Source organism: Salmonella sp. WC3 (assembly GCF_042932255.1).
GTDB classification, from domain to species: Bacteria; Pseudomonadota; Gammaproteobacteria; order Enterobacterales; family Enterobacteriaceae; genus Salmonella; species Salmonella enterica.
The window spans coordinates 1,424,120-1,447,143 of record NZ_CP170629.1; the positions used below are offsets into that span (position 1 = coordinate 1,424,120).

General features: G+C 52.1%; 21 protein-coding genes, 1 other RNA gene and 3 pseudogenes. 16 read left to right on the forward strand and 9 right to left on the reverse strand.

Going from position 1 to position 23,024, the window contains the following annotated elements:
- Nucleotides 1-79 precede the first annotated feature (79 nt).
- From tig to fadM, 8 genes are all read left to right on the forward strand, one after another.
- Entirely contained in the window at nucleotides 80-1,378 is a 1,299-nt protein-coding gene (gene tig / locus ACFK9X_RS06670) for a trigger factor (protein WP_151115932.1), read from the forward strand.
- A 246-nt stretch (nucleotides 1,379-1,624) separates the two neighbouring features.
- The gene (gene clpP, locus ACFK9X_RS06675) at nucleotides 1,625-2,248 is read left to right on the forward strand and encodes an ATP-dependent Clp endopeptidase proteolytic subunit ClpP (protein WP_000122257.1); all 624 of its coding nucleotides are present in this window, start codon (nucleotides 1,625-1,627) and stop codon (nucleotides 2,246-2,248) included.
- A 251-nt stretch (nucleotides 2,249-2,499) separates the two neighbouring features.
- On the forward strand, nucleotides 2,500-3,771 hold the full coding sequence (gene clpX, locus ACFK9X_RS06680; RefSeq protein ID WP_000130314.1) for an ATP-dependent protease ATP-binding subunit ClpX: 1,272 nt from the start codon (nucleotides 2,500-2,502) through the stop codon (nucleotides 3,769-3,771).
- Nucleotides 3,772-3,956: 185 nt separating this feature from the next.
- Nucleotides 3,957-6,311, forward strand: a complete 2,355-nt coding sequence (gene lon, locus ACFK9X_RS06685) for an endopeptidase La (protein WP_001067723.1) — start codon at nucleotides 3,957-3,959, stop codon at nucleotides 6,309-6,311.
- A 208-nt stretch (nucleotides 6,312-6,519) separates the two neighbouring features.
- Complete coding sequence (gene hupB / locus ACFK9X_RS06690) at nucleotides 6,520-6,792, forward strand: nucleoid-associated protein HU-beta (protein ID WP_001043544.1); 273 nt, start codon at nucleotides 6,520-6,522, stop codon at nucleotides 6,790-6,792.
- A gap of 290 nt (nucleotides 6,793-7,082) precedes the next feature.
- On the forward strand, nucleotides 7,083-8,948 hold the full coding sequence (ppiD, locus tag ACFK9X_RS06695; RefSeq protein ID WP_151115934.1) for a peptidylprolyl isomerase: 1,866 nt from the start codon (nucleotides 7,083-7,085) through the stop codon (nucleotides 8,946-8,948).
- A gap of 155 nt (nucleotides 8,949-9,103) precedes the next feature.
- On the forward strand, nucleotides 9,104-9,478 hold the full coding sequence (locus ACFK9X_RS06700; protein ID WP_000680322.1) for a helix-hairpin-helix domain-containing protein: 375 nt from the start codon (nucleotides 9,104-9,106) through the stop codon (nucleotides 9,476-9,478).
- A 103-nt stretch (nucleotides 9,479-9,581) separates the two neighbouring features.
- Nucleotides 9,582-9,980 carry a long-chain acyl-CoA thioesterase FadM gene (gene fadM, locus ACFK9X_RS06705; RefSeq protein ID WP_001194543.1) on the forward strand — a complete coding sequence of 133 codons (399 nt, stop codon included), beginning with the start codon at nucleotides 9,582-9,584 and terminating at the stop codon, nucleotides 9,978-9,980.
- Nucleotides 9,981-10,085: 105 nt separating this feature from the next.
- Here fadM and queC read toward each other — a convergent pair whose 3' ends face one another.
- Nucleotides 10,086-10,781, reverse strand: a complete 696-nt coding sequence (gene queC / locus ACFK9X_RS06710) for a 7-cyano-7-deazaguanine synthase QueC (protein WP_000817199.1) — start codon at nucleotides 10,779-10,781, stop codon at nucleotides 10,086-10,088.
- A gap of 64 nt (nucleotides 10,782-10,845) precedes the next feature.
- Nucleotides 10,846-12,551, reverse strand: a pseudogene (locus ACFK9X_RS06715) (SgrR family transcriptional regulator).
- Nucleotides 12,552-12,651: 100 nt separating this feature from the next.
- On the opposite strand from ACFK9X_RS06715, the gene cof reads away from it, so the two are divergent.
- Entirely contained in the window at nucleotides 12,652-13,470 is an 819-nt protein-coding gene (gene cof / locus ACFK9X_RS06720; protein WP_000113030.1) for an HMP-PP phosphatase, read from the forward strand.
- A 49-nt stretch (nucleotides 13,471-13,519) separates the two neighbouring features.
- Here cof and cdsH read toward each other — a convergent pair whose 3' ends face one another.
- Nucleotides 13,520-14,575: a cysteine desulfhydrase gene (cdsH, locus tag ACFK9X_RS06725; protein WP_072104615.1), complete on the reverse strand. Its 1,056-nt coding sequence runs from the start codon at nucleotides 14,573-14,575 to the stop codon at nucleotides 13,520-13,522.
- Nucleotides 14,576-14,750: 175 nt separating this feature from the next.
- On the opposite strand from cdsH, the pseudogene ACFK9X_RS06730 reads away from it, so the two are divergent.
- The 3 genes and pseudogenes from ACFK9X_RS06730 to amtB all read left to right on the forward strand — a co-directional run.
- Nucleotides 14,751-14,984 (forward strand): annotated as a pseudogene (locus tag ACFK9X_RS06730) (multidrug ABC transporter permease/ATP-binding protein); the annotation flags it as partial.
- 212 nt (nucleotides 14,985-15,196) lie between these two features.
- Entirely contained in the window at nucleotides 15,197-15,535 is a 339-nt protein-coding gene (gene glnK / locus ACFK9X_RS06735; protein WP_000780341.1) for a P-II family nitrogen regulator, read from the forward strand.
- A 31-nt stretch (nucleotides 15,536-15,566) separates the two neighbouring features.
- A complete protein-coding gene (gene amtB / locus ACFK9X_RS06740) occupies nucleotides 15,567-16,853 on the forward strand; it encodes an ammonium transporter AmtB (protein ID WP_023260097.1) in 1,287 nt (428 codons plus the stop codon).
- 99 nt (nucleotides 16,854-16,952) lie between these two features.
- On the opposite strand, the gene tesB is transcribed toward amtB, so the two are convergent.
- Nucleotides 16,953-17,813, reverse strand: coding sequence for an acyl-CoA thioesterase II (gene tesB / locus ACFK9X_RS06745; RefSeq protein ID WP_151115936.1), 861 nt, complete (start codon nucleotides 17,811-17,813; stop codon nucleotides 16,953-16,955).
- A gap of 214 nt (nucleotides 17,814-18,027) precedes the next feature.
- On the opposite strand from tesB, the gene ACFK9X_RS06750 reads away from it, so the two are divergent.
- Nucleotides 18,028-18,597 (forward strand): YbaY family lipoprotein, encoded by a 570-nt coding sequence (locus ACFK9X_RS06750; protein ID WP_000779802.1) that lies wholly within the window; start codon nucleotides 18,028-18,030, stop codon nucleotides 18,595-18,597.
- A gap of 20 nt (nucleotides 18,598-18,617) precedes the next feature.
- On the opposite strand, the gene ACFK9X_RS06755 is transcribed toward ACFK9X_RS06750, so the two are convergent.
- Complete coding sequence (locus ACFK9X_RS06755) at nucleotides 18,618-19,019, reverse strand: MGMT family protein (RefSeq protein ID WP_151115938.1); 402 nt, start codon at nucleotides 19,017-19,019, stop codon at nucleotides 18,618-18,620.
- 84 nt (nucleotides 19,020-19,103) lie between these two features.
- Here ACFK9X_RS06755 and ffs point away from each other — a divergent pair.
- Nucleotides 19,104-19,200, forward strand: an RNA gene (gene ffs, locus ACFK9X_RS06760) — signal recognition particle sRNA small type.
- Between the two features lie 49 nt (nucleotides 19,201-19,249).
- Here ffs and ACFK9X_RS06765 read toward each other — a convergent pair.
- Nucleotides 19,250-20,799, reverse strand: a pseudogene (locus ACFK9X_RS06765) (EAL domain-containing protein).
- Nucleotides 20,800-21,023: 224 nt separating this feature from the next.
- On the opposite strand from ACFK9X_RS06765, the gene ACFK9X_RS06770 reads away from it, so the two are divergent.
- Together ACFK9X_RS06770 and ykgO are read left to right on the forward strand one after the other, a co-directional pair.
- Nucleotides 21,024-21,284, forward strand: coding sequence for a type B 50S ribosomal protein L31 (locus ACFK9X_RS06770; protein ID WP_079787602.1), 261 nt, complete (start codon nucleotides 21,024-21,026; stop codon nucleotides 21,282-21,284).
- Nucleotides 21,285-21,289: 5 nt separating this feature from the next.
- A complete protein-coding gene (ykgO, locus tag ACFK9X_RS06775) occupies nucleotides 21,290-21,430 on the forward strand; it encodes a type B 50S ribosomal protein L36 (RefSeq protein ID WP_001197749.1) in 141 nt (46 codons plus the stop codon).
- Nucleotides 21,431-21,485: 55 nt separating this feature from the next.
- On the opposite strand, the gene ACFK9X_RS06780 is transcribed toward ykgO, so the two are convergent.
- The 3 genes from ACFK9X_RS06780 to ACFK9X_RS06790 all read right to left on the reverse strand — a co-directional run bounded on the left by ACFK9X_RS06780 (nucleotide 21,486) and on the right by ACFK9X_RS06790 (nucleotide 23,021).
- Nucleotides 21,486-21,956 carry a YlaC family protein gene (locus ACFK9X_RS06780; RefSeq protein WP_000136181.1) on the reverse strand — a complete coding sequence of 157 codons (471 nt, stop codon included), beginning with the start codon at nucleotides 21,954-21,956 and terminating at the stop codon, nucleotides 21,486-21,488.
- 116 nt (nucleotides 21,957-22,072) lie between these two features.
- A complete protein-coding gene (gene maa, locus ACFK9X_RS06785) occupies nucleotides 22,073-22,624 on the reverse strand; it encodes a maltose O-acetyltransferase (RefSeq protein WP_001278792.1) in 552 nt (183 codons plus the stop codon).
- A 178-nt stretch (nucleotides 22,625-22,802) separates the two neighbouring features.
- Nucleotides 22,803-23,021: an HHA domain-containing protein gene (locus ACFK9X_RS06790; protein WP_001280991.1), complete on the reverse strand. Its 219-nt coding sequence runs from the start codon at nucleotides 23,019-23,021 to the stop codon at nucleotides 22,803-22,805.
- Nucleotides 23,022-23,024 lie beyond the last annotated feature (3 nt).

A 23,024-nucleotide genomic window follows, 5' to 3' on the forward strand; every position in this document is an offset into this window, starting at 1 on the left:
CATCCCGGTTCCGCGAAGCAAATAGCACGTGCTTGCGGAGTAGAGTTGACCGAGCACTGTGATTTTTTGAGGTAACAAGATGCAAGTTTCAGTTGAAACCACTCAGGGCCTTGGCCGCCGTGTAACGATTACAATCGCTGCTGACAGCATCGAGACCGCTGTAAAAAGCGAGCTGGTCAACGTAGCGAAAAAAGTACGTATTGACGGCTTCCGTAAAGGCAAAGTACCGATGAATATCGTCGCTCAGCGTTATGGCGCTTCTGTTCGCCAGGACGTGCTGGGCGATCTGATGAGCCGCAACTTCGTTGACGCGATCATCAAAGAAAAAATTAACCCGGCAGGCGCGCCGAACTATGTTCCGGGCGAATACAAAGTGGGTGAAGACTTCACTTACTCCGTCGAGTTTGAAGTCTATCCGGAAGTTGAGCTGACCGGACTCGAGTCCATCGAAGTTGAAAAACCGGTTGTTGAAGTCACCGACGCTGACGTTGATGTGATGCTGGACACCCTGCGTAAGCAGCAGGCGACCTGGAAAGAAAAAGACGGCGCTGCTGATGCGGAAGACCGCGTGACCATCGACTTCACCGGCTCTGTAGACGGCGAAGAGTTCGAAGGCGGCAAAGCGACCGATTTCGTTCTAGCGATGGGCCAGGGTCGTATGATTCCGGGCTTTGAAGACGGCGTTAAAGGCCACAAAGCTGGCGAAGAGTTCACTATCGATGTGACCTTCCCGGAAGAGTACCATGCTGAAAACCTGAAAGGTAAAGCGGCTAAGTTCGTTATCAACCTGAAGAAAGTTGAAGAACGCGAACTGCCGGAACTGACCGAAGAATTCATCAAACGTTTCGGCGTTGAAGATGGTTCCGTAGCCGGTCTGCGCGCTGAAGTACGTAAAAACATGGAACGCGAGCTGAAAGGCGCGGTGCGTAACCGCGTTAAGTCTCAGGCGATCGAAGGTCTGGTAAAAGCTAACGACATCGACGTACCGGCTGCGCTGATCGACAGCGAAATCGACGTTCTGCGTCGTCAGGCTGCGCAGCGTTTTGGTGGTAACGAGAAACAGGCTCTGGAGCTGCCGCGCGAACTGTTCGAAGAACAGGCTAAGCGTCGTGTAGTTGTCGGTCTGCTGCTCGGCGAAGTCATTCGTACCAACGAGCTGAAAGCGGACGAAGAACGCGTTAAAGGCCTGATCGAAGAGATGGCGTCTGCTTACGAAGATCCGAAAGAAGTGATTGAGTTCTACAGCAAAAATAAAGAGCTGATGGACAATATGCGTAACGTCGCTCTGGAAGAACAGGCTGTTGAAGCGGTTCTGGCAAAAGCGAATGTGTCTGAAAAAGCCACTTCCTTCAATGAGCTGATGAACCAGCAGGCGTAATTTTTCGCGTTAAAAGCACGAAATTTGCACAAAAACCCGTCACCTTTCAGTGACGGGTTTTTTTTGTCACGCATTTTGCATGGTAAGGGTGCGAAAACCGCGTTTCAGTGTTAGCGTTAGAGCAAAAGATTGTTATGCTTGAATTATGGCGATGCCGTACCCATTACAGAGGGACTGGCTGATAATCCGTCCATCAGGTTACAATCAGTACAGCAGATTTTTTCAATTTTTATCCAGGAGACGGAAATGTCATACAGCGGAGAACGAGATAATTTGGCCCCTCATATGGCGCTGGTGCCGATGGTCATTGAACAGACCTCACGCGGTGAGCGCTCTTTTGATATTTATTCTCGTCTACTTAAGGAACGCGTCATATTTCTGACCGGCCAGGTCGAAGACCATATGGCTAACCTGATCGTGGCGCAGATGCTGTTCCTGGAAGCGGAAAACCCGGAAAAAGATATCTATCTGTACATTAATTCTCCTGGCGGCGTAATTACTGCGGGGATGTCCATCTATGACACCATGCAGTTTATTAAGCCAGACGTCAGCACCATTTGTATGGGACAGGCGGCCTCTATGGGGGCGTTTCTGCTGACTGCCGGGGCGAAAGGCAAACGTTTCTGCTTGCCGAACTCTCGCGTCATGATCCACCAGCCGCTGGGCGGCTACCAGGGCCAGGCGACGGATATTGAAATTCACGCCCGCGAAATTTTGAAAGTAAAAGGGCGCATGAATGAACTTATGGCGCATCATACGGGTCAATCTCTTGAGCAGATTGAACGTGATACTGAGCGCGATCGCTTCCTCTCCGCGCCTGAAGCGGTAGAGTACGGTTTGGTTGACTCAATTTTGACCCATCGTAATTGATGCCCTGGACGCAAGTGTGCCGCTATACACTTCATCCTTCACGCTACCTCGGTGTTGGCTGCCAGCGCGCCTCCCGGTGACTTACTTATGTAAGCGCCTGCGGAGTCGCTGAGTTGCCGCCTTGATGTAGCTCGAATGATTTTGTGTATATACTAATGAAGGGCGGCACAACGCTGATTAGCGGCTTGCGCCTGAGAATGGCATTTGCGTCGTCGTGTGCGGCACAAAGAACAAAGAAGAGGTTTTGACTCATGACAGATAAACGCAAAGATGGCTCGGGCAAATTGTTGTACTGCTCTTTTTGCGGCAAAAGCCAGCATGAAGTGCGCAAGCTGATTGCCGGTCCATCCGTGTATATCTGCGACGAATGCGTCGATTTATGTAACGACATTATTCGCGAAGAAATTAAAGAAGTTGCTCCGCACCGTGAACGTAGTGCGCTGCCGACGCCGCATGAAATTCGTACCCACCTGGACGATTACGTTATCGGCCAGGAGCAGGCGAAAAAAGTGCTGGCGGTGGCGGTCTATAACCACTACAAGCGTCTGCGTAACGGCGATACCAGCAATGGCGTCGAGTTAGGCAAAAGCAACATTCTGCTGATTGGACCGACCGGTTCCGGTAAAACGCTGCTGGCGGAAACGCTGGCGCGCTTGCTGGATGTGCCGTTCACTATGGCGGATGCGACCACGCTAACCGAAGCGGGTTACGTTGGTGAAGACGTCGAGAATATCATTCAGAAACTGTTGCAGAAATGCGACTACGACGTGCAAAAAGCGCAGCGTGGGATTGTCTACATTGATGAAATCGATAAGATTTCGCGTAAATCAGACAATCCGTCCATTACCCGCGATGTTTCCGGCGAAGGCGTACAGCAGGCGTTGCTGAAACTGATCGAAGGCACCGTCGCCGCGGTTCCACCGCAGGGCGGTCGCAAACATCCGCAGCAGGAGTTCTTACAGGTAGATACCTCTAAGATTCTGTTTATCTGCGGCGGCGCGTTTGCCGGTCTGGATAAAGTGATCGCTAACCGTGTTGAAACCGGCTCCGGCATTGGTTTTGGCGCGACGGTGAAAGCGAAGTCCGACAAAGCCAGCGAAGGCGAGCTGTTGTCGCAGGTTGAACCGGAAGATTTGATCAAATTTGGTCTGATTCCTGAGTTTATCGGTCGTCTGCCAGTGGTAGCGACGCTGAATGAACTCAGCGAAGAAGCGCTGATTCAAATCCTGAAAGAGCCGAAAAATGCGCTGACCAAGCAGTATCAGGCGCTGTTTAACCTGGAAGGCGTCGATCTGGAATTCCGTGACGAAGCGCTGGACGCTATCGCCAGGAAAGCAATGGCGCGTAAAACCGGTGCCCGTGGTCTGCGTTCTATCGTCGAAGCGGCGCTGCTGGATACCATGTACGATTTGCCATCTATGGAAGACGTCGAAAAAGTGGTGATCGACGAGTCCGTTATTGCCGGTCAGAGTAAGCCGTTGCTGATTTACGGCAAACCGGAAGCGCAGGCTTCTGGCGAATAATTAAACATTCATACAATCAGTTAGCCAAAAAAGGGGGGATTTTATCTCCCCTTTCGTTTTTCCTGTAAACACGCCGTTGAATGTGTGGGAAACATCCCCATATACTGACGTACATGTTATAGGTGGTATGGAGCACAGCTATACTATCTGATTACCTGGCGGACACTAAACTAAGAGAGAGCTCTATGAATCCTGAGCGTTCTGAACGCATTGAAATCCCCGTATTGCCGTTGCGCGATGTGGTGGTTTATCCGCACATGGTCATACCCTTATTTGTAGGGCGGGAAAAATCTATCCGTTGTCTGGAAGCGGCTATGGACCATGATAAAAAAATCATGCTGGTCGCCCAGAAGGAAGCATCAACGGATGAGCCGGGTGTAAACGATCTTTTCACCGTCGGGACTGTGGCCTCTATTTTGCAGATGTTGAAACTGCCTGACGGCACCGTAAAAGTGCTGGTCGAGGGGTTACAGCGCGCGCGTATTTCCGCGCTGTCTGACAACGGCGAACATTTCTCCGCGAAGGCGGAGTACCTTGATTCGCCAGCCATTGATGAGCGAGAACAAGAAGTGCTGGTGCGTACCGCTATCAGCCAGTTCGAAGGCTACATCAAGCTGAACAAAAAAATTCCGCCGGAAGTGCTGACGTCACTCAATAGCATTGACGACCCTGCACGTCTGGCTGACACCATCGCCGCGCATATGCCGCTGAAACTGGCGGATAAACAGTCCGTACTGGAGATGTCCGACGTTAACGAACGTCTGGAATATCTGATGGCGATGATGGAATCTGAAATTGATCTGCTGCAGGTTGAGAAACGCATTCGCAACCGCGTGAAAAAGCAGATGGAGAAATCCCAGCGCGAGTACTATCTGAACGAGCAAATGAAAGCGATTCAGAAAGAGCTTGGCGAGATGGACGACGCGCCGGACGAAAACGAAGCGCTGAAGCGTAAGATCGACGCGGCGAAAATGCCGAAAGAGGCGAAAGAGAAAGCGGAAGCGGAACTGCAGAAGCTGAAAATGATGTCTCCGATGTCGGCGGAAGCGACCGTGGTGCGCGGCTACATCGACTGGATGGTGCAGGTGCCGTGGAATGCGCGTAGCAAGGTCAAAAAAGACCTGCGTCAGGCGCAGGAAATCCTCGATACTGACCATTATGGTCTGGAGCGCGTGAAAGACCGCATCCTTGAGTATCTCGCGGTTCAAAGCCGTGTAAATAAAATCAAGGGGCCGATCCTGTGTCTGGTGGGGCCGCCGGGGGTAGGTAAAACCTCGTTGGGCCAGTCCATCGCTAAAGCAACAGGGCGTAAATACATCCGTATGGCGCTGGGCGGCGTGCGTGATGAAGCGGAAATCCGCGGTCATCGCCGGACTTACATTGGCTCTATGCCGGGTAAACTGATCCAAAAAATGGCCAAAGTGGGGGTTAAAAACCCACTGTTCCTGCTCGATGAGATCGACAAAATGTCTTCTGACATGCGCGGCGATCCGGCTTCCGCACTGCTGGAAGTGCTGGATCCGGAGCAGAACGTGGCGTTCAGCGATCATTACCTGGAAGTGGATTACGATCTCAGCGATGTGATGTTCGTCGCCACTTCCAACTCCATGAACATTCCGGCGCCGCTGCTGGATCGTATGGAAGTGATCCGTCTGTCCGGTTATACCGAAGACGAGAAGCTGAATATTGCTAAACGTCACCTGCTGCCGAAGCAGATCGAGCGTAACGCGCTGAAGAAAGGCGAACTGACGGTCGACGATAGCGCGATTATCGGTATTATCCGCTATTACACGCGTGAAGCGGGCGTTCGTAGTCTGGAGCGTGAAATCTCCAAACTGTGCCGCAAAGCGGTTAAACAACTGTTGCTCGATAAGTCGTTAAAACATATCGAAATTAACGGTGATAATCTGCACGACTACCTCGGTGTGCAGCGCTTTGATTATGGCCGCGCGGATAGCGAAAACCGCGTAGGTCAGGTGACGGGCCTGGCGTGGACGGAAGTGGGCGGCGATCTGTTGACCATCGAAACCGCCTGCGTCCCGGGCAAAGGCAAGTTGACCTACACCGGCTCGCTCGGTGAAGTGATGCAGGAATCCATTCAGGCGGCGCTGACCGTGGTGCGTGCGCGCGCGGAAAAACTGGGTATTAATCCGGACTTTTACGAAAAACGCGATATCCACGTTCACGTGCCGGAAGGCGCAACGCCGAAAGACGGTCCAAGCGCCGGTATCGCGATGTGTACCGCGCTGGTTTCCTGCCTGACCGGTAATCCGGTGCGCGCAGATGTGGCAATGACCGGCGAGATCACGCTGCGTGGTCAGGTGTTGCCGATCGGCGGCCTGAAAGAAAAACTGTTGGCGGCGCATCGCGGCGGGATTAAAACAGTCTTAATTCCATTCGAAAATAAACGTGACCTGGAGGAAATTCCGGACAACGTCATTGCCGATCTGGATATTCACCCGGTTAAGCGTATTGAGGAAGTTCTGACGCTTGCTCTGCAAAACGAACCGTCTGGAATGCAGGTTGTAACCGCAAAATAGTGACCTCGCGCAAATAGCGCTAATAAAAACAGGGCTGGCAGGCTATTTCGGACTTGCCAGCCTTTTTTTGTATAGCTAATTTAGATGGTTGATTGGGTCTGCCACCATTAACGGGTGTTGTAAGGGCGTGGCAGGCCTGATATAACTGCTGCGCGGTCGTACTTCGAAGGATTCAGGTGCGATATAAATTATAAAGAGGAAGAGAAGAGTGAATAAATCTCAACTGATCGAAAAAATTGCTGCAGGGGCTGATATCTCTAAGGCTGCGGCTGGACGTGCGTTAGATGCGATTATTGCTTCTGTTACCGAATCTCTGAAAGAAGGGGATGACGTTGCACTGGTAGGCTTTGGTACTTTTGCTGTTAAAGAGCGTGCTGCCCGTACTGGTCGCAACCCGCAAACAGGTAAAGAGATCACCATCGCCGCTGCCAAAGTGCCGAGTTTCCGTGCAGGTAAAGCGCTGAAAGACGCGGTAAACTAAGCGTGATCCCCTAGGGGGATGTGACAAAGTACAAGGGCGCATCAACTGATGTGCCTTTTTTATTGGCGATTCGGGACTTTCTGTGCGTTGCGGGCTGACAATTGCCCTCGTTTCTTGTCACAATAGGCTTTTGTGCGCCGCGTTCAGAAAATGCGATGCGCGTGAAGTCTCTATACGCAAATCATTCGGGTTGCGTCGACGCGGCTACTGAGCGAATCACTCAGTAGCCAGCAGAGAAGCCGCCTGAAAGATAAAGTGTAAAGTCACCTACAGCGGAGTGTGGTTACACCATGATGGACAGCTTACGCACGGCTGCAAACAGTCTCGTGCTCAAGATTATTTTCGTTATCATTATCGTGTCGTTCATTTTGACCGGCGTTAGTGGTTACCTGATTGGCGGAAGCAATAACTACGCCGCAAAAGTGAATGGCCAGGAAATCAGCCGGGCACAGTTTGAGAATGCGTTTAACAACGAACGTAACCGTATGCAGCAGCAGTTGGGCGACAGGTATTCTGAACTGGCGGCCAACGAAGGTTATATGAAAAGCCTGCGCCAGCAGGTGCTGAATCGTCTGATAGATGAAGCGCTGTTGGATCAATATTCCCGCGAACTGAAACTGGGCATCAGCGATGAGCAGGTAAAGCAGGCGATTTTCGCCACTCCCGCTTTTCAGGTGGACGGTAAGTTTGACAACAACCGCTATAACGCGATTGTGAATCAGATGGGAATGACCGCCGATCAGTACGCTCAGGCGCTGCGTAACCAGCTTACCACTCAGCAACTGATCAACGGCGTGGCCGGTACTGATTTTATGCTGAAAGGGGAAACCGACGAACTGGCAGCATTAGTCTCTCAACAGCGCGTGGTGCGTGAAGCCGTTATTGATGTCAACGCGCTGGCGGCGAAGCAGCAGGTGACCGATCAGGAAGTGTCCAGCTACTACGATCAGAATAAAGTCCGCTTTATGACGCCGGAACAGTTCCGCGTAAGCTATATCAAGCTGGATGCCGCGACGATGCAGGCACCGGTCAGCGATGCGGATATTCAGGCCTATTATGACCAGCATGTAGATCAGTTTACTCAGCCGGAGCGTATTCGTTACAGCATTATTCAGACCAAAACGGAAGATGATGCGAAAGCGGTACTGGATGCGCTGAACAAGGGCGAAGATTTCGCCACGCTGGCGAAAGAGAAATCTACCGATATCATCTCTGCGCGTAATGGCGGCGATATGGGCTGGCTGGAAGAGTCTGCCACGGTGCCGGAACTGAAAAACGCCGGATTAAAAGAAAAAGGCCAGATATCTGGCGTGATTAAGTCGTCTGTCGGTTTTCTGGTGGCGCGTCTGGATGATATTCAGCCTGCCAAAGTGAAACCGTTAAGCGAGGTTCGCGACGACATTGCCGCGAAAGTGAAACAAGAAAAAGCGCTGGATGCTTACTATGCGTTGCAGCAGAAGGTGAGCGATGCGGCAAGCAACGACAATGAGTCGTTAGCAGGCGCTGAACAGGTCGCTGGCGTAAAAGCGGTTGAAACCGGCTGGTTTAGCCGTGACACCTTACCGGAAGAGCTGAACTTCAAACCGGTAGCCGATGCTATCTTTAATGGCGGTCTGGTGGGCGAAAACGGTACGCCGGGGCCGAATTCAGACATTATCACCGTGGATGGCGACCGAGCTTTTGTCGTACGCGTGAGCGAACATAAACCTGAAGCCGTGAAGCCGTTGGCAGAAGTGAAGGAACAGGTCACTGCCCTGGTGAAGCATAACAAAGCGGAACAACAGGCGAAGCTGGATGCGGAAAAACTGCTGGTCGAGCTGAAAGCGGGCAAAGGCGCGGAAGCGATGAAAGCGGCGGGTCTGAGTTTTGGCGAGCCTAAAACGTTAAGTCGTACCAGTCAGGATCCGGTGAGTCAGGCGGCCTTTGCGTTAAGCCTTCCGACGAAAGATAAGCCAGTTTATGGCGTGGCGAACGATATGCAGGGTAACGTCGTTCTGCTGGCGTTTGACGAGGTGAAAGCGGGCGCCATGCCGGAAGCGCAGAAAAAAGCGATGGTGCAGGGCATCACGCAGAACAATGCGCAAATTGTCTTTGAGGCGCTGATGAGCAATCTGCGTAAAGAGGCGAAAATCAAAATCGGCGACGCTCTGGAATAGCAGTAATCGTCGAGGCGCTTCGCAAAAAATTGCAAAACGTTGTATCCCACAAAGGCCGCTTTCGCGGCCTTTTCCATTTCTGAGAATTGCCGTTTGTTCGTTTTTCTCCGCCCCGCTATCGTGGCTGCACTGTTAACAAACAAGGAGAAAACAGTATGAAACACGGAATTAAAGCACTGCTTATTACGCTTTCTTTAACCTGCGCGGGCATGGCCCATAGCGCGCTGGCGGCGACGCCTGTCGCAAAAAATGCAGCGGTGGAAACAAAAGCGGATACGCCTTCTTCATCCTCCGCCAAAGCGGCATTACCTGCTAAAGCCAGCGATGATGAAGGTACCAGGGTGAGCATTAATACCGCGTCTGCGGAGGATCTGGCGCGGGTGATGAACGGCGTTGGGCTGAAAAAAGCGCAGGCTATTGTGAGCTATCGGGAGGAGTATGGTCCTTTTAAAACGGTGGATGATTTAAAGCAGGTGCCGGGAATGGGAAGCGCGCTGGTGGAGCGTAATCTGGCAGTTTTAACATTGTAATCACTTGCACAGTGGCCAAAATTTGCCAGACTGTAGAGGTCATACCAGTTATGACCTCTGTACTTGTCGTTTACTTATAACAACAACGTAAGGTTATTGCGCTATGCAAACACAAATCAAAGTTCGTGGATATCATCTTGATGTTTATCAACATGTTAATAATGCCCGCTATCTGGAGTTTCTGGAAGAGGCCCGTTGGGATGGTCTGGAAAACAGCGACAGCTTTCAGTGGATGACGGCCCGCAATATTGCCTTTGTGGTGGTAAACATCAATATAAATTACCGTCGCCCGGCGGTATTGAGCGATCTATTGACCGTGACCAGCCAGGTACAACAGCTTAACGGTAAAAGCGGCGTATTAAGCCAGACGATTACGCTGGAGCCAGAAGGGCAGGTGGTGGCCGATGCGCTCATCACGTTTGTTTGTATTGATTTAAAAACGCAAAAAGCGCTGCCGCTGGAAGGCGAATTGCGTGAAAAGCTGGAACAGATGGTGCAATAACGCTTCGCAGTCTGATGGCGTTGAACTTGTCCGGCCTGGCGATATTGACCATGGTGAATATCGCCAGGCCGGATAAGGTGCATGCGCCGCCATCCGGCAAAACAATCACCTTAACCCGGTTTTTTGCTTCATTGCTGCCATCACCGCCGCTTTATTCGACAGATAATGATTCAGGCCGTTAGCGCGCAGATTACAGGCTGCGCAATGACCACAGCCATCGCCTTTAATGCCGTTATAGCAGGTCAGCGTCTCTTCGCGAACCAAATCCAGTTGGCCCCAATAATCGGCCAGCGCCCAGGTTTCAGCTTTATCAATCCACATTAAGGGCGTTTCGAAACGGATATCTTTCGCCATGCCCAGATTCACCGCGTGATTCAGCGCTTTGACGAACTCATCGCGACAGTCTGGATAGCCGGAAAAATCGGTCTCGCAAACGCCGGTGATCACCGCCTCGGCTTTGACCTGATAAGCGTAAATCGCCGCCAGCGTCAGAAAGAGAATATTTCGTCCCGGTACGAAAGTATTGGGGATACCGTCAGCGTTCGGTTCATAGTCCGGCACCGGAATGCTATCCCGCGTCAGGCTGCTGACCGCCAGTTCGTTCAGCAAAGTGGCATCCAGCACTTTATGCGCGCGTGCGCCAAGTTTTAACGCCAGCGCGCGCGCGACATCAATCTCTGCGCGGTGGCGCTGACCATAATCAAACGTGACACAATGCACTTCATCATACTGATGCCGCGCTTGCGCCAGACAAGTGGTGGAGTCCTGACCTCCACTAAATACAACAACGGCGCGTTTCATAGTTATCCTGATCAATGACGAAAACCAATATGGTAACGCGTACGGATAATCCCGACCAGCTTCTTCACGGCGAAGGCGGCGGAAGCCAGGCTTCGCTAAATTCAAACCAGCCGCGAGGGGTGAGCCGAACGCCGTTAACGCCCGGTGGGGCGCTGATGCGATAGTGATAATTAAACAGCGGCGTAAGTGTGGCGTCATCCATCAGGTTAGCAAAAACTTGTTGTAGCGCGGCGCGGCGCGGCGATCTTTTTCATTGGGCTGAATTTGCAGAGCGTCAAGCGTAGCCTGCAGATGGGAAAACGCAGGCGCGTCCAGGACATGCGGCCAGATCTGATCGCAACGTAGCCACTGCTCCAGCGTATATTCCGGCGCTTCGCCGATCAGCCTGTCGCCCATCATCAGATCCGCTTGCGTCAACGCAGGGCAGTTATCCCAGTTTTTGGCATTATGAAAAATCAACGTTAACTCACAGCCGAGCGTCGCCAGGTAATGTCGAAGTTGTTCCGCCATCGTATGCAGCTCTACGGGAAGGTGATACGCCAGGGTAAGTTTTTTCGGCAATGGCGTTTCATCAACGTCCTGCCATTGCGGGATTGTCCAGCCGGGTAGCAGCCCCTGACTTGGCATAATCAAGTTCTCATCTACCGGCAAGGTTTTCAGCAGCGAAGTATGATGGATAATATGTATCAGACGCCGCGCCTGCTGTACGTTGAGCCGTGAGCCCTTTTTGAGGGTTAAATAACAAAAGCCAAGACTGATACCACTACTTACCTGACTCAGCGTCGCCAGCTCTTCCGGTTTGCCGATGGCAATCTGCACCGGATGGCGGCAACTGGTGCCCAGATCCTGGGCAAACAGTTGCGGGGTGCTCCAGAATTCAATCGCTTTCAGCAGCGGATGGCTGAGGTGATAATGGTCATGACTTTCCAGACGCACCAGTTCCGGCGTGAACAACGCCAGGCGAAAAGGACCGGTGCCGATAAGCGGCAGGTCAGGATGCTCCAGACCGCTACAATAGCTCGCCAGACGATGCGCCAGCCAGTAATCAGGTCGGTGAAGGAGAAAGGTCAGGCACTGAGGATGCGTTACTTCGATCCGTGCGACGCTAATAAACAATTTGCTTAGCGCCGGTAGGGTAAGCAGCCTTTCCAGGCGTTCGTGTAGCTGCGCGGTGTCCACCGTATCGCCATTATGCCAGTGCAGCGTGGAGCGAATATAAAAATCCCAGCGTAAACCGTCGGCGGAAACCTCCCAGTGATGCGCCAAATCCCCGCAAGGATATTGACTGTCGCGGTCGAAGCGCGTTAACCCGGAAAAAACTTGCCCTGCGAGATGCTGTTCCGCGCGGCCTGGCAGGAAACCCGGCTGCAGCGGATCAAGCGGACGATAGTAGGGAATACGCAATGTCGGCGTATCGTTTTGCCATTGGCCGCCCATAAAAGGCTGGAGCATCGCCCGTAACTCGCCCGGCGCCAGCTGCGCCAGTTCCAGTACGTTGAGCTGCTGCCCTTTTTCCAGCGCCTGTTCCATCATGGCGGTGCGGAGCGATTCCGGCGTGACCAGAAACTGGAGCCGTCCACGTTTCCCGCGCCCGGACTGCGCCTCCCATCTTAGCCAACCTGCCTGCTGGGCCTGACGCAGCAGCGTTCGCAGATGGCGCTCGCTACAAAAACAGCGTTCGGCCAGTTCGCTAACGGTGACATGTTGCGTTTCCCCGGCGGAAGGCTGCCAGAGGCGTTGATATTGATTAAGCCGATTCAGTAGCCTCATAGAAACCCGGAACACTTCCTTTTATCTGTTCACTATTACTTCCGTATATCTCAGGTAATACTGAACAACAAGTTAACCGCGTCACAGTGTGGAGAAAGAGATGGCCCGTCTGGCAGCATTTGATATGGATGGCACGTTATTAATGCCCGATCACCATTTGGGTAGAGAAACGATCGCCACGCTGGCGCGTCTGCGCGAACGCGATATCACCCTGACATTCGCTACGGGTCGTCATGTGCTGGAAATGCGGCATATTCTGGGGACGCTTTCACTGGATGCTTATCTTATTACCGGTAACGGGACGCGAATTCACTCGCTGGAAGGCGACGTGCTGCATCGTCAGGATCTCGATCCTCAGGTTGCCGATACGGTGATGCACCATGCCTGGGATACCCGAGCCAGTATGCATGTGTTTAATGACAACGGCTGGTTTACAGGCCAGGAGATCCCCGCGCTACTCCAGGCGCACGTCTACAGCGGCTTTCGTTATCAGGTTATCGATATAAAAAGCATTCCGGCCCATCAGGTGACGAAGATCTGTTTTTGCGGCGATCATGACGATCTGATCCGTTTGCGCATTCAGCTCAATGAGGCGCTGGAAGAACGCGCTCATCTCTGTTTCTCTGCCGTCGACTGCCTGGAAGTGCTACCGCTGGGGTGCAATAAAGGATCGGCGCTGGCGGTATTGAGCAACCATTTAGGGCTTTCACTGGCAGATTGCATGGCGTTTGGCGACGCGATGAACGATCGGGAAATGCTGGGCAGCGTCGGGCGGGGGCTCATTATGGGCAATGCCATGCCGCAGCTTATCGCCGCGCTGCCACACCTTTCGGTTATCGGACATTGTGGTAATCAAGCGGTATCACACTTTTTGACGCATTGGCTGGACAATCCGCATCTACCTTATTCCCCCGAATGAGAGATCTCTTCCAGCAAGCCAGACATTCAGTCTGGCTTTTTTTTGGTTTTTAGTCGCCGGTAAGTAATTTTGCGATGGCCGCTGACCACGGCGTCAAATCGCCGATATGGTCGCTAACCCAGGCCGGATGGTAATAGGTATCCAGATAGCGATCGCCGCTATCGCACAATAACGTCACGATAGCGCCGGTTTCTCCAGCCTCGCGCATCCGGGCCGCAAGCTGCAGAGCTCCCCACATATTCGTGCCGGTAGAGGCGCCGACTTTACGGCCTAGCTGCGTTTCCAGCCAGTGTGTGGTGGCAACGCTGGCGGCGTCCGGCACGCGCAGCATCTCATCCACGACATCCGGAATAAAAGAAGGCTCTACTCGCGGACGACCAATTCCTTCAATTTTACTGCCCACCGGGCTGCGTAATGAAGCGTCGCGATCCTGCCAGTAAGGTAAAAAGACGGAATTTTCCGGATCCACCACCATGAGCTGAGTATCATAGCCCTGGCTGCGAATATAGCGCCCAATCGTCGCAGAGGTTCCGCCCGTTCCGGCGCTCATGACGATAAATCGCGGTACCGGATGGGGTTCGTTGCGCATCTGGCGGAAAATACTGTCGGCAATATTATTGTTGCCCCGCCAGTCGGTAGCTCGTTCTGCGTAGGTAAACTGGTCCATATAGTGACCGTTCAGTTCATGCGCCAGCCGCTCGGAGGCGGCATAAATTTCGCAGGCGCTCTCCACAAAATGACAGTGGCCGCCGTAAAATTGAATCTGTTCGATTTTACGTTTTGCGGTACAGGCGGGCATGACGGCGATGAACGGCAGTCCCAGTAAACGCGCGAACCAGGCTTCGGAAATCGCCGTTGAGCCTGATGACGCTTCAATAATCGGAGTGCCTTCTTTAATCCAGCCATTGCACAGCCCATAAAGGAACAGCGAGCGCGCCAGACGATGCTTGAGGCTACCGGTGGGATGCGTGCTTTCGTCTTTCAGGTAAAGCTGGATACCTGGAAATGCCGACAGGGGCAAACGAATAAGATGCGTATCCGCCGAGCGCTGGTGGTCAGCGTTAATTTCATTAATGGCATTTTTAACCCAATTGCTACTCATCATTAATATCCATTTATCATTTTGTGCCAAGAGTAGCGAAAAGTACGGAAAAAATTGTTGCTATTTGACCTTTAAATTACAATGTAAGGAGAAAAATATTCTCTATGGAGTGGGTATGTTAGATAAAATTGACCGTAAACTGCTTTGCTTATTGCAGCAGGACTGTACCCTCTCTTTGCAGGCGCTGGCGGCGATTCGCGAGCGCACCACGCTGGTGGTTATTGCCCATCGGCTATCGACAATCGTGGAGGCGGATACCATTCTGGTTCTCCATCGCGGCCAGGCGGTGGAGCGCGGGACGCATCAACAATTGCTGGCGGCGCAAGGGCGCTACTGGCAAATGTATCAATTACAGTTAGTTGGCGAGGAGTTAGCCGCCAGCGTACACGAAGAACCCGGCCCTGCGGCGTAAGGTTTGGCGCCACAGGGCAAAACCTCGCCCATCATGCACCGTCGTGGTGCGTTTTTCTTTCCCTGTTTCGATTTTGGGGCGCGTCAATATAAAGACGCGCCGCTAACCGCGCTTTTCCTCGCTCGCCAGCTTCTGGCACATCCTTTGCAATATCCATTCAGAAGAGTCCATGCGCGGCGGCAGCCGTTACCTAATTCTGACTGGAGGGTTCTATGAAGCTGGTTACCGTGATTATCAAACCGTTCAAGCTGGAGGACGTGCGGGAGGCGCTTTCTTCCATTGGCATTCAGGGACTGACCGTCACCGAAGTGAAAGGGTTTGGCCGTCAGAAAGGACACGCCGAACTGTATCGCGGCGCGGAGTACAGCGTGAATTTCCTGCCGAAGGTCAAAATTGATGTGGCTATCGCCGACGACCAACTGGAAGAGGTGATCGATATCATCAGTAAAGCGGCTTACACCGGAAAAATTGGCGACGGCAAAATTTTCGTCGCGGAGCTCATGCGCGTTATTCGGATTCGTACCGGCGAAGCTGACGAAGCAGCGCTGTAAGACCCGCCACACAGCAACAGGAAATGAAAAAATGAAGATAGCGATGATAAAAACCACACTGGCTTCACTGGCGCTGCTGCCTGGGCTAACGATAGCCGCGCCGGCGGTTGCCGATAAAGCGGATAGTGCTTTTATGATGATTTGCACCGCGCTGGTGCTGTTCATGACGATACCGGGTATCGCGCTGTTTTACGGCGGATTAATTCGCGCCAAGAACGTGCTGTCAATGTTAACGCAAGTGACCGTCACCTTTGCGCTGGTCTGTATTTTATGGGTGGTGTACGGCTATTCGCTGGCTTTTGGCGAAGGGAATCATTTCTTCGGTAATGCTGATGGGGCGATGTTGAAGAATATCGCGTTGACGGCGGTAACGGGTACGATTTATCAGTATATTCATGTCGCGTTTCAGGGATCTTTCGCCTGTATTACCGTCGGGCTGATTGTCGGCGCGCTGGCGGAGCGTATTCGTTTTTCGGCGGTGCTGATTTTTGTCGTGGTGTGGTTCACGCTCTCTTATATCCCGATTGCGCACATGGTGTGGGGCGGCGGCCTGCTGGCTGCTCACGGCGCGCTGGATTTTGCCGGTGGTACGGTGGTGCATATTAACGCCGCTATCGCCGGGCTGGTGGGGGCTTATTTAATTGGCAAACGCGTCGGCTTTGGGAAAGAAGCATTTAAACCCCATAACCTGCCGATGGTCTTTACCGGTACTGCGATTCTATATATCGGCTGGTTTGGATTTAACGCGGGTTCTGCGGGGAGCGCAAACGAGATAGCAGCGCTGGCCTTTGTGAACACCGTGGTGGCGACCGCCGCCGCGATTCTGGGGTGGATTATCGGCGAGTGGACGCTACGCGGTAAGCCTTCCCTGCTGGGGGCGTGTTCCGGCGCGATTGCCGGTCTGGTCGGCGTGACGCCAGCCTGTGGCTATGTTGGCGTTGGCGGCGCGCTGGTTATCGGCGTTATTGCGGGTCTGGCGGGATTGTGGGGAGTCACCATGCTTAAACGTCTGTTACGGGTAGATGATCCGTGCGACGTATTTGGCGTTCACGGCGTTTGCGGAATAGTCGGCTGTATCCTGACCGGCGTTTTTGCCGCCAGTTCGCTGGGCGGCGTTGGCTTTGTCGACGGCGTTACGATGGGACATCAGGTGATGGTACAGCTGGAAAGTATTGCTATTACGGTCGTCTGGTCCGGTATTGTCGCGTTTGTTGGTTACAAACTGGCGGATATCCTTGTTGGACTGCGTGTACCGGAAGAGCAGGAGCGCGAGGGGCTGGATGTGAACAGTCACGGCGAGAATGCGTATAACGCGTGATTGCGCAACATGCCTGATGGCGCTGCGCTTATCCAGTTTACCGTAGGCCGGATAAGCGCAGCGTCATCAGGCCATTAACGCCGCATAGCGGCATGTTTTTTAATTGTGATTACGCATTACCCCTTCCTGCACGGTTGAAGCGACCAGCGCGCCATCCTGAGTATAAAACTCGCCGCGAACAAAGCCCCGGGCGCTGGAGGCGGAAGTGCTCTCCACGCTATAAAGTAGCCATTCATTAAAATTGAACGGACGATGGAACCACATAGAGTGATCGATAGTGGCGATCTGAATGCCCTTTTCCAGAAAACCGATGCCGTGAGGCTGAAGCGCGACGGGAAGGAAATTCAGATCCGAGGCATATCCCAGTAAATATTGATGGACGCGAATGTCATCCGGAACGGTGCCGTTGGCGCGAATCCATACCTGACGCACAGGCGCGGCGACGTGACCTTTCAACGGATTGTGAAATTCGACGGGACGAATTTCCAGCGTGCGATCGCAGAGAAACTTTTCTTTCAGAATCGGCGGCAGTAAATGCGCCAGCGATTGCGCGATTTCCGTTTCTGACGGTAGTCCTTCCGGCCCGACTGCCGTCGGCATGGTTTTTTGATGTTCGAAACCCGGTTCCGGCGCCTGGAATGAGGCGGTCATATAAAAGATGGGTTTCCCGTTCTGAATAGCGGCAACGCGGCGGGCGCTGAAGCTGTTCCCATCGCGCAGCACTTCTACGTCATAGATAATGGGTTTTTGGCTATCGCCCGGCCGCAGAAAATAGCTGTGGAATGAATGCACCAGGCGTGCTTCCGGCACCGTTTCTTTGGCGGCATAGAGCGCCTGGCCCACCACCTGACCGCCAAATACCTGGCGCAGCCCTAAGTCTTCACTTTGGCCCCGAAAGAGTCCTTCTTCAATTTTTTCCAGATTCAATAATGTCAGCAAATTATTCAGTGTCTGACTCATACATACTCTCCAGGTGACAACGATGCCGAAGCGAGGTAGGGCAGAGTATAACGCAATTTTGCAAGTGGTCCGATGGGTACAAAAGTCTGAATAACAGACCAATTCCAGGCAAAAATGAGTGACATGTGCCACACTTAATCACGTTATGTTTCTGTTAACCACTCTTCCGGCGGGGGGAAAGGCCTGCTGGTGCATTGATGATAAGGAGAATTGAATGAAACTCGTGCACATCGTAAGTGGTTTAGCGGTTGCGATATCTCTGGCGGCCTGCGCTGATAAAAGCGCTGATATCCAGACGCCTGCGCCAAACCCTAACATGTCGATTACAGCTAACCAGTCTACTATTCAGCAACCCAATGTTTCCGGTACCGTCTGGATCCGCCAGAAGGTCGCTCTGCCGCCAGATGCGGTGCTGACCGTGACGCTTTCAGATGCTTCGCTGGCTGATGCGCCGTCTAAGGTGCTGTCGCAAAAAGCGGTACGTACCGAAGGTAAACAGGCGCCTTTCAGTTTTGTGTTGCCGTTTAACCCATCAGATATTCAACCTAACGCGCGCATTCTCCTGAGCGCGGCCATCACCGTTGATAATAAGCTGGTATTTATTACCGATAGCGTGAAACCGGTGATTAACAATGGCGGCACTAAAGCGGATCTTACGCTGGTACCGGTACAGCAAACGGCGGTGCCTGTGCAGGCCAGCGGTGGTGCGACGACGACGGTTCCATCGACTTCGCCGACCCAGGTCAATCCGTCTTCTGCCGTTCCTGCGCCTACCCAGTATTAATCCTGCGCCAACCCTCTCCGTTACGGAGAGGGGTAATACACCCAGCGATAGCGTTGTAAATCGATTTGTCCGCTTCCCGACACCACCACGCCTTCCGCCAGTAATGCCTGACGTTGCCGCTGTAGATCCGGCCCGGTAAGTGATATTGCGCCGTGGCGGTTCACCACCCGATGCCATGGTAAAGTGCTGCCTTCCGGCAGACGTTTTAAAACTCCGCCGACCTGACGCGCCGCCCGAGGCGAACCGGCAAGCCGGGCGACATCACCGTAGGTCGTGACAAATCCTTCCGGGATCGAGGCGACGATTTGCCAGACGCGTTGAGGAAAAGTGTCCTGAATATCCATAATAGAATCCTGCGTTAATGCTTCAGGATAATCTGGAATAAGGGGGGAGGAAAGCCCGGATGCGCAAGAAACCAGCATCCGATGCCTGATGGGTTGCAATTGCACGATATAGCAGTGATAATGCGCCTGCGCGTTGGTTCACAACGCTCTCAATGGGGGCTCTGTTGGTTCTCCCGCAACGCTACTCTGTTTACCAGGTCAGGTCCGGAAGGAAGCAGCCAAGGCAGATGACGCGTGTGCCGGGATGTAGCTGGCAGGGCCCCCACCCATTTGTGCCTCTCCACACTGTTCTTTTCTGCTGTGCGACGTTATAGCCGCTGTTCCGCCCAAAGAATAAATGCCGTAGCGGGTAGGGGCTTACTGTATAACCAGCCCTGACCATAATGTACGCCATGCTGGCGTAGCCACTGTTCTTGCCTGGTCGTTTCGATGCCTTCTGCGACCATCTTGAGTTTGAGCGTTTTCGCCATTTCAATAATATGCGGCGTGACGTTTTTATATTCCAGCGCATCGACAAAAGATTTATCAATTTTAAGGACATCCACATCCAGATTTTGTAAGTAGCTGAGGCTGGAATAGCCGGTGCCAAAGTCATCAATATAAATGGAATGTCCCGCGTTACGGTATCTGGCGACAATGGGCGCGCTGGTTTTCGGATCGGCGAACTCGCGTTCCGTTAATTCAAGCGCGATTTGCGACGGAGAAATTTGGCTACGGTTCAGCAGCGTGCTTAACAGCGTCGGCAACGTTTCCGACGCCAGATCGGATGCCTCAAGATTGATTGAAATATGTTGTTCGGGATGGGACTTTAACCAACTCCCCATGTCTTCAAAAACGGTTTCGATGATTAACCGGGTTAGCGGCTCCGTGAGCCCGGTTTGTTCAGCCAGCGCGATAAAAATTTCCGGCGAAAGGAAGGTGCCGTCCGCCTGTTGCCAGCGAGCTAAGGCTTCGGCACCGAAATTTTTCCGCTGCTCAGGGAGACAATAGGCTGATAGTGTACGTTAATTTCGCGATTGTCTATCTCATCCTGGAGACGGTGGCGGGGCGACTGTAGCCGACGCAAAATACGCAGAATAAAGGCCGCGGTCAGCAGACCCGTTACGATGCCCGCCGGTAGCCAGATAAACGCCTGTCGATACCAGCTCCTTTCCAGCGGAGCGGTCGGTGCCCAGCTTACGATAGTAATGCCCATTTCCGGAAAGGGGTGGATAGCATACTGAATGCCTCGGTTTTCCAGCCGCAGGGGCGTCTCATGGTGAATGAGCGGAAGAATAGCGGGGTCAAGGTTACCGCTGCTGGCAACCACAGTATTGCGTTCCCGGCCAATAATAGCGACGTCAATCGGCCATGCGCCAAACGGAATCACATCGATAAAGGACGCCGGGTCGATCATCACGATATAGCTGTCGCTCCCGAGTGCCGCCATATAGCGTTTTATACCCAGATCGTTTTGCGCCGTAAACCAGGCGTGATAACCGTCGCGAGTGATTTTCATGGGCGGAGGGAACGCGGGAATATGGCTCTCTTTTTCAAGTGAGGAACAAACGGGAATCGAATTTTTAAGATACAGAACTTCCTGGACATACCGAAAGCTATAAGACACGCGGCGCATGGCGAGTAAATGGGCGCTGCTGCAGGGCTCGCCTTTAAAGGAGGCAATATGCGTTAACGCGGCTTTTGCCTGGTCACTGACCCTTTCTGTACGTAGCGCCACCCGGGACGAGAAGATATCCAGCTCTTCATTAAACCTTTTTTCAACTTGACGGTGCGCCAGCCACAGGCTCAATCCTATCGGGAAAAGGACAGACAGGATAAGCACTCCCGTTACCAGGCTGACCAGATGTCGTGTTGTCACAGTGATGTCCTTATAAACACAGCGTAGAGAAAGTATATCCGATCGTAAATCGCGCCCTCGAATGATAAAGCTATTTTATCGATTTTACAGATACAGGGGCCAGACTAACGCGTTACGCCACGTTGCTTTTGCCGCCAGGAAGAGATCGTGAATGTTTACCGGTTGAAAAAGGAGTGTTGATAGCGTATTTTATTGTTATGTTATAACATGATTGAGAGAGCGCAATGAAACCTGATATTCATCCTGTATACCGCACCGTCGTATTTCACGACACCAGCGCAAATGAATATGTGAAAGTGGGATCAACTATCAAAACTGAACGTGAAATCGAACTGGACGGCGTGACATATCCGTATGTCACTATTGATGTGTCATCAAAATCGCATCCTTTTTATACCGGTAGACAGAAAACGCTTGATAGCGAAAGTAGCGCCGCACGCTTCCAGAAACGTTTTGGTCATTTTATCGGCGCTAAACGGGGGTAAATGAAATGCAGGTGTTAAACTCACTTCGCAATGCAAAACAACGGCATCCGGATTGCCAGATAGTCAAACGCAAAGGACGCTTATACGTGATTTGTAAAACAAATCCGCGTTTTAAGGCGGTTCAGGGGCGTAAAAAAAGACGTTAAAAAACCAACAGTTCAGGGAAAGCAGTGCGTACCAGGGAGGGTGCGCACTTTTTTATTACCGGCTGGCTTCTGCGCGGGCCAGCGTAAAAATATCGTAGAAGGAAAGTTCGCCCTTACGGGCAACCATTTTTTGCAGCTGGACTTTATGTTCATTATCCACCTGTGGAGACTGAAGAATCGTCTCAATGAGCGTGGGGGGAACAAAGCGGGTGTTGTACCATTCGCCGTTGTAACAGACCCGGAGGTCCAGCACATCGATGTCGTTATAGTGATAACGCGGGGCGATGTCGAAAAAGAAGAAGCCATTAAATGCGATAAATAACACCACTAACAGCCACACTGACCCCACCAGCGTTTCTGATTGCAGCATGACCGCCAGCGTCGCAAACCAGGCTGCATACATCGCGATAAATAACCCAGGATGCTTGCGGATAAAACTGATACTAAAACGCGGCCTGTTATCGCGTTTTTCACGGATGTTTAAGTCATCAATAGTTTCGCTAAGCAGGCGCTGTATCTCTGTCATCTTTTGCCTTCATGATTTCTGCGACATAGGGGTAGTAACAGCCCATTTTAAAGGGAGGTGTAACGTGAAAAAAGTAACAGATTAACCACGAATTAGCATAACAGTTATCATTTTGACTACAATTTTTTAATGATTCGCGCCGGATTTCCGCCTACCACAACGTCTGGCGGTACGTTTTTTATCACCACAGCGCCTGAAGCGACGACGACGTTATCGCCGATGGTTACGCCCGGATTAACGACGGCTCGTCCGCCTATCCAGACATTATTTCCGATAGTGACGGGTTTACCTAATTCTCTGCCGCTGTTGCGTTCGACGGCGTCCAGCGGGTGCGTGGCGGTATAGATATGTACCCCTGGCGCGAGCATACAATTATCGCCAATATGAATTGGGCAAACATCAAGCATGACGCAGTCGAAGTTAGCGTAAAAGGAGTGACCAAGAAAAATATTATAGCCGTAGTCGCAACGAAAGGAAGGTTCAATATAGGCGTCTTCGCATCGACCCAACAGGTCGCGTAAAATCGCCTGACGCTTATTTATTTCATCAGGCGTAGTATAATTGTATTGATGGATGAGTTGACGCGCCCGCAGTCGATCCTGGCATAAAGTTTCATCGGTCGGGCAATACAGTGCCCCAGCGATCATTTTTTGTTTTTCGTCACTCATCGCGCGCTCCCCTTGGTGGATATTATCGCAATAGAAGCAATAATAAAGTATTAGAGGGAACGTTCCCTGCTATTGGTATGTGATCTATATCACTGTTCTATAATAGCCCGTTGTGTTATTAGCCTGAACGAGGAGGCAGATAACACCTGCGTGTTCTCTAAAAAGTAATGTAGCGTGATTAACGAATGAATTTCCATACTGAAGAGGGGATCTTGTCGTAGAGTTTGTTCATCGTCAATTCTGCAAGACGGTGATCCGCAGCTGAGTAAAATACAGCCAGCTCATTGTCGGACAACTCATATTTATTTTTCTCAATGACGCGCTCCAGAGTGTCAATTGTCTGACAGCGCCGTAAACGCATCAAATAATCAGTTTTAGTTAATGGTTTATCAGACATAAA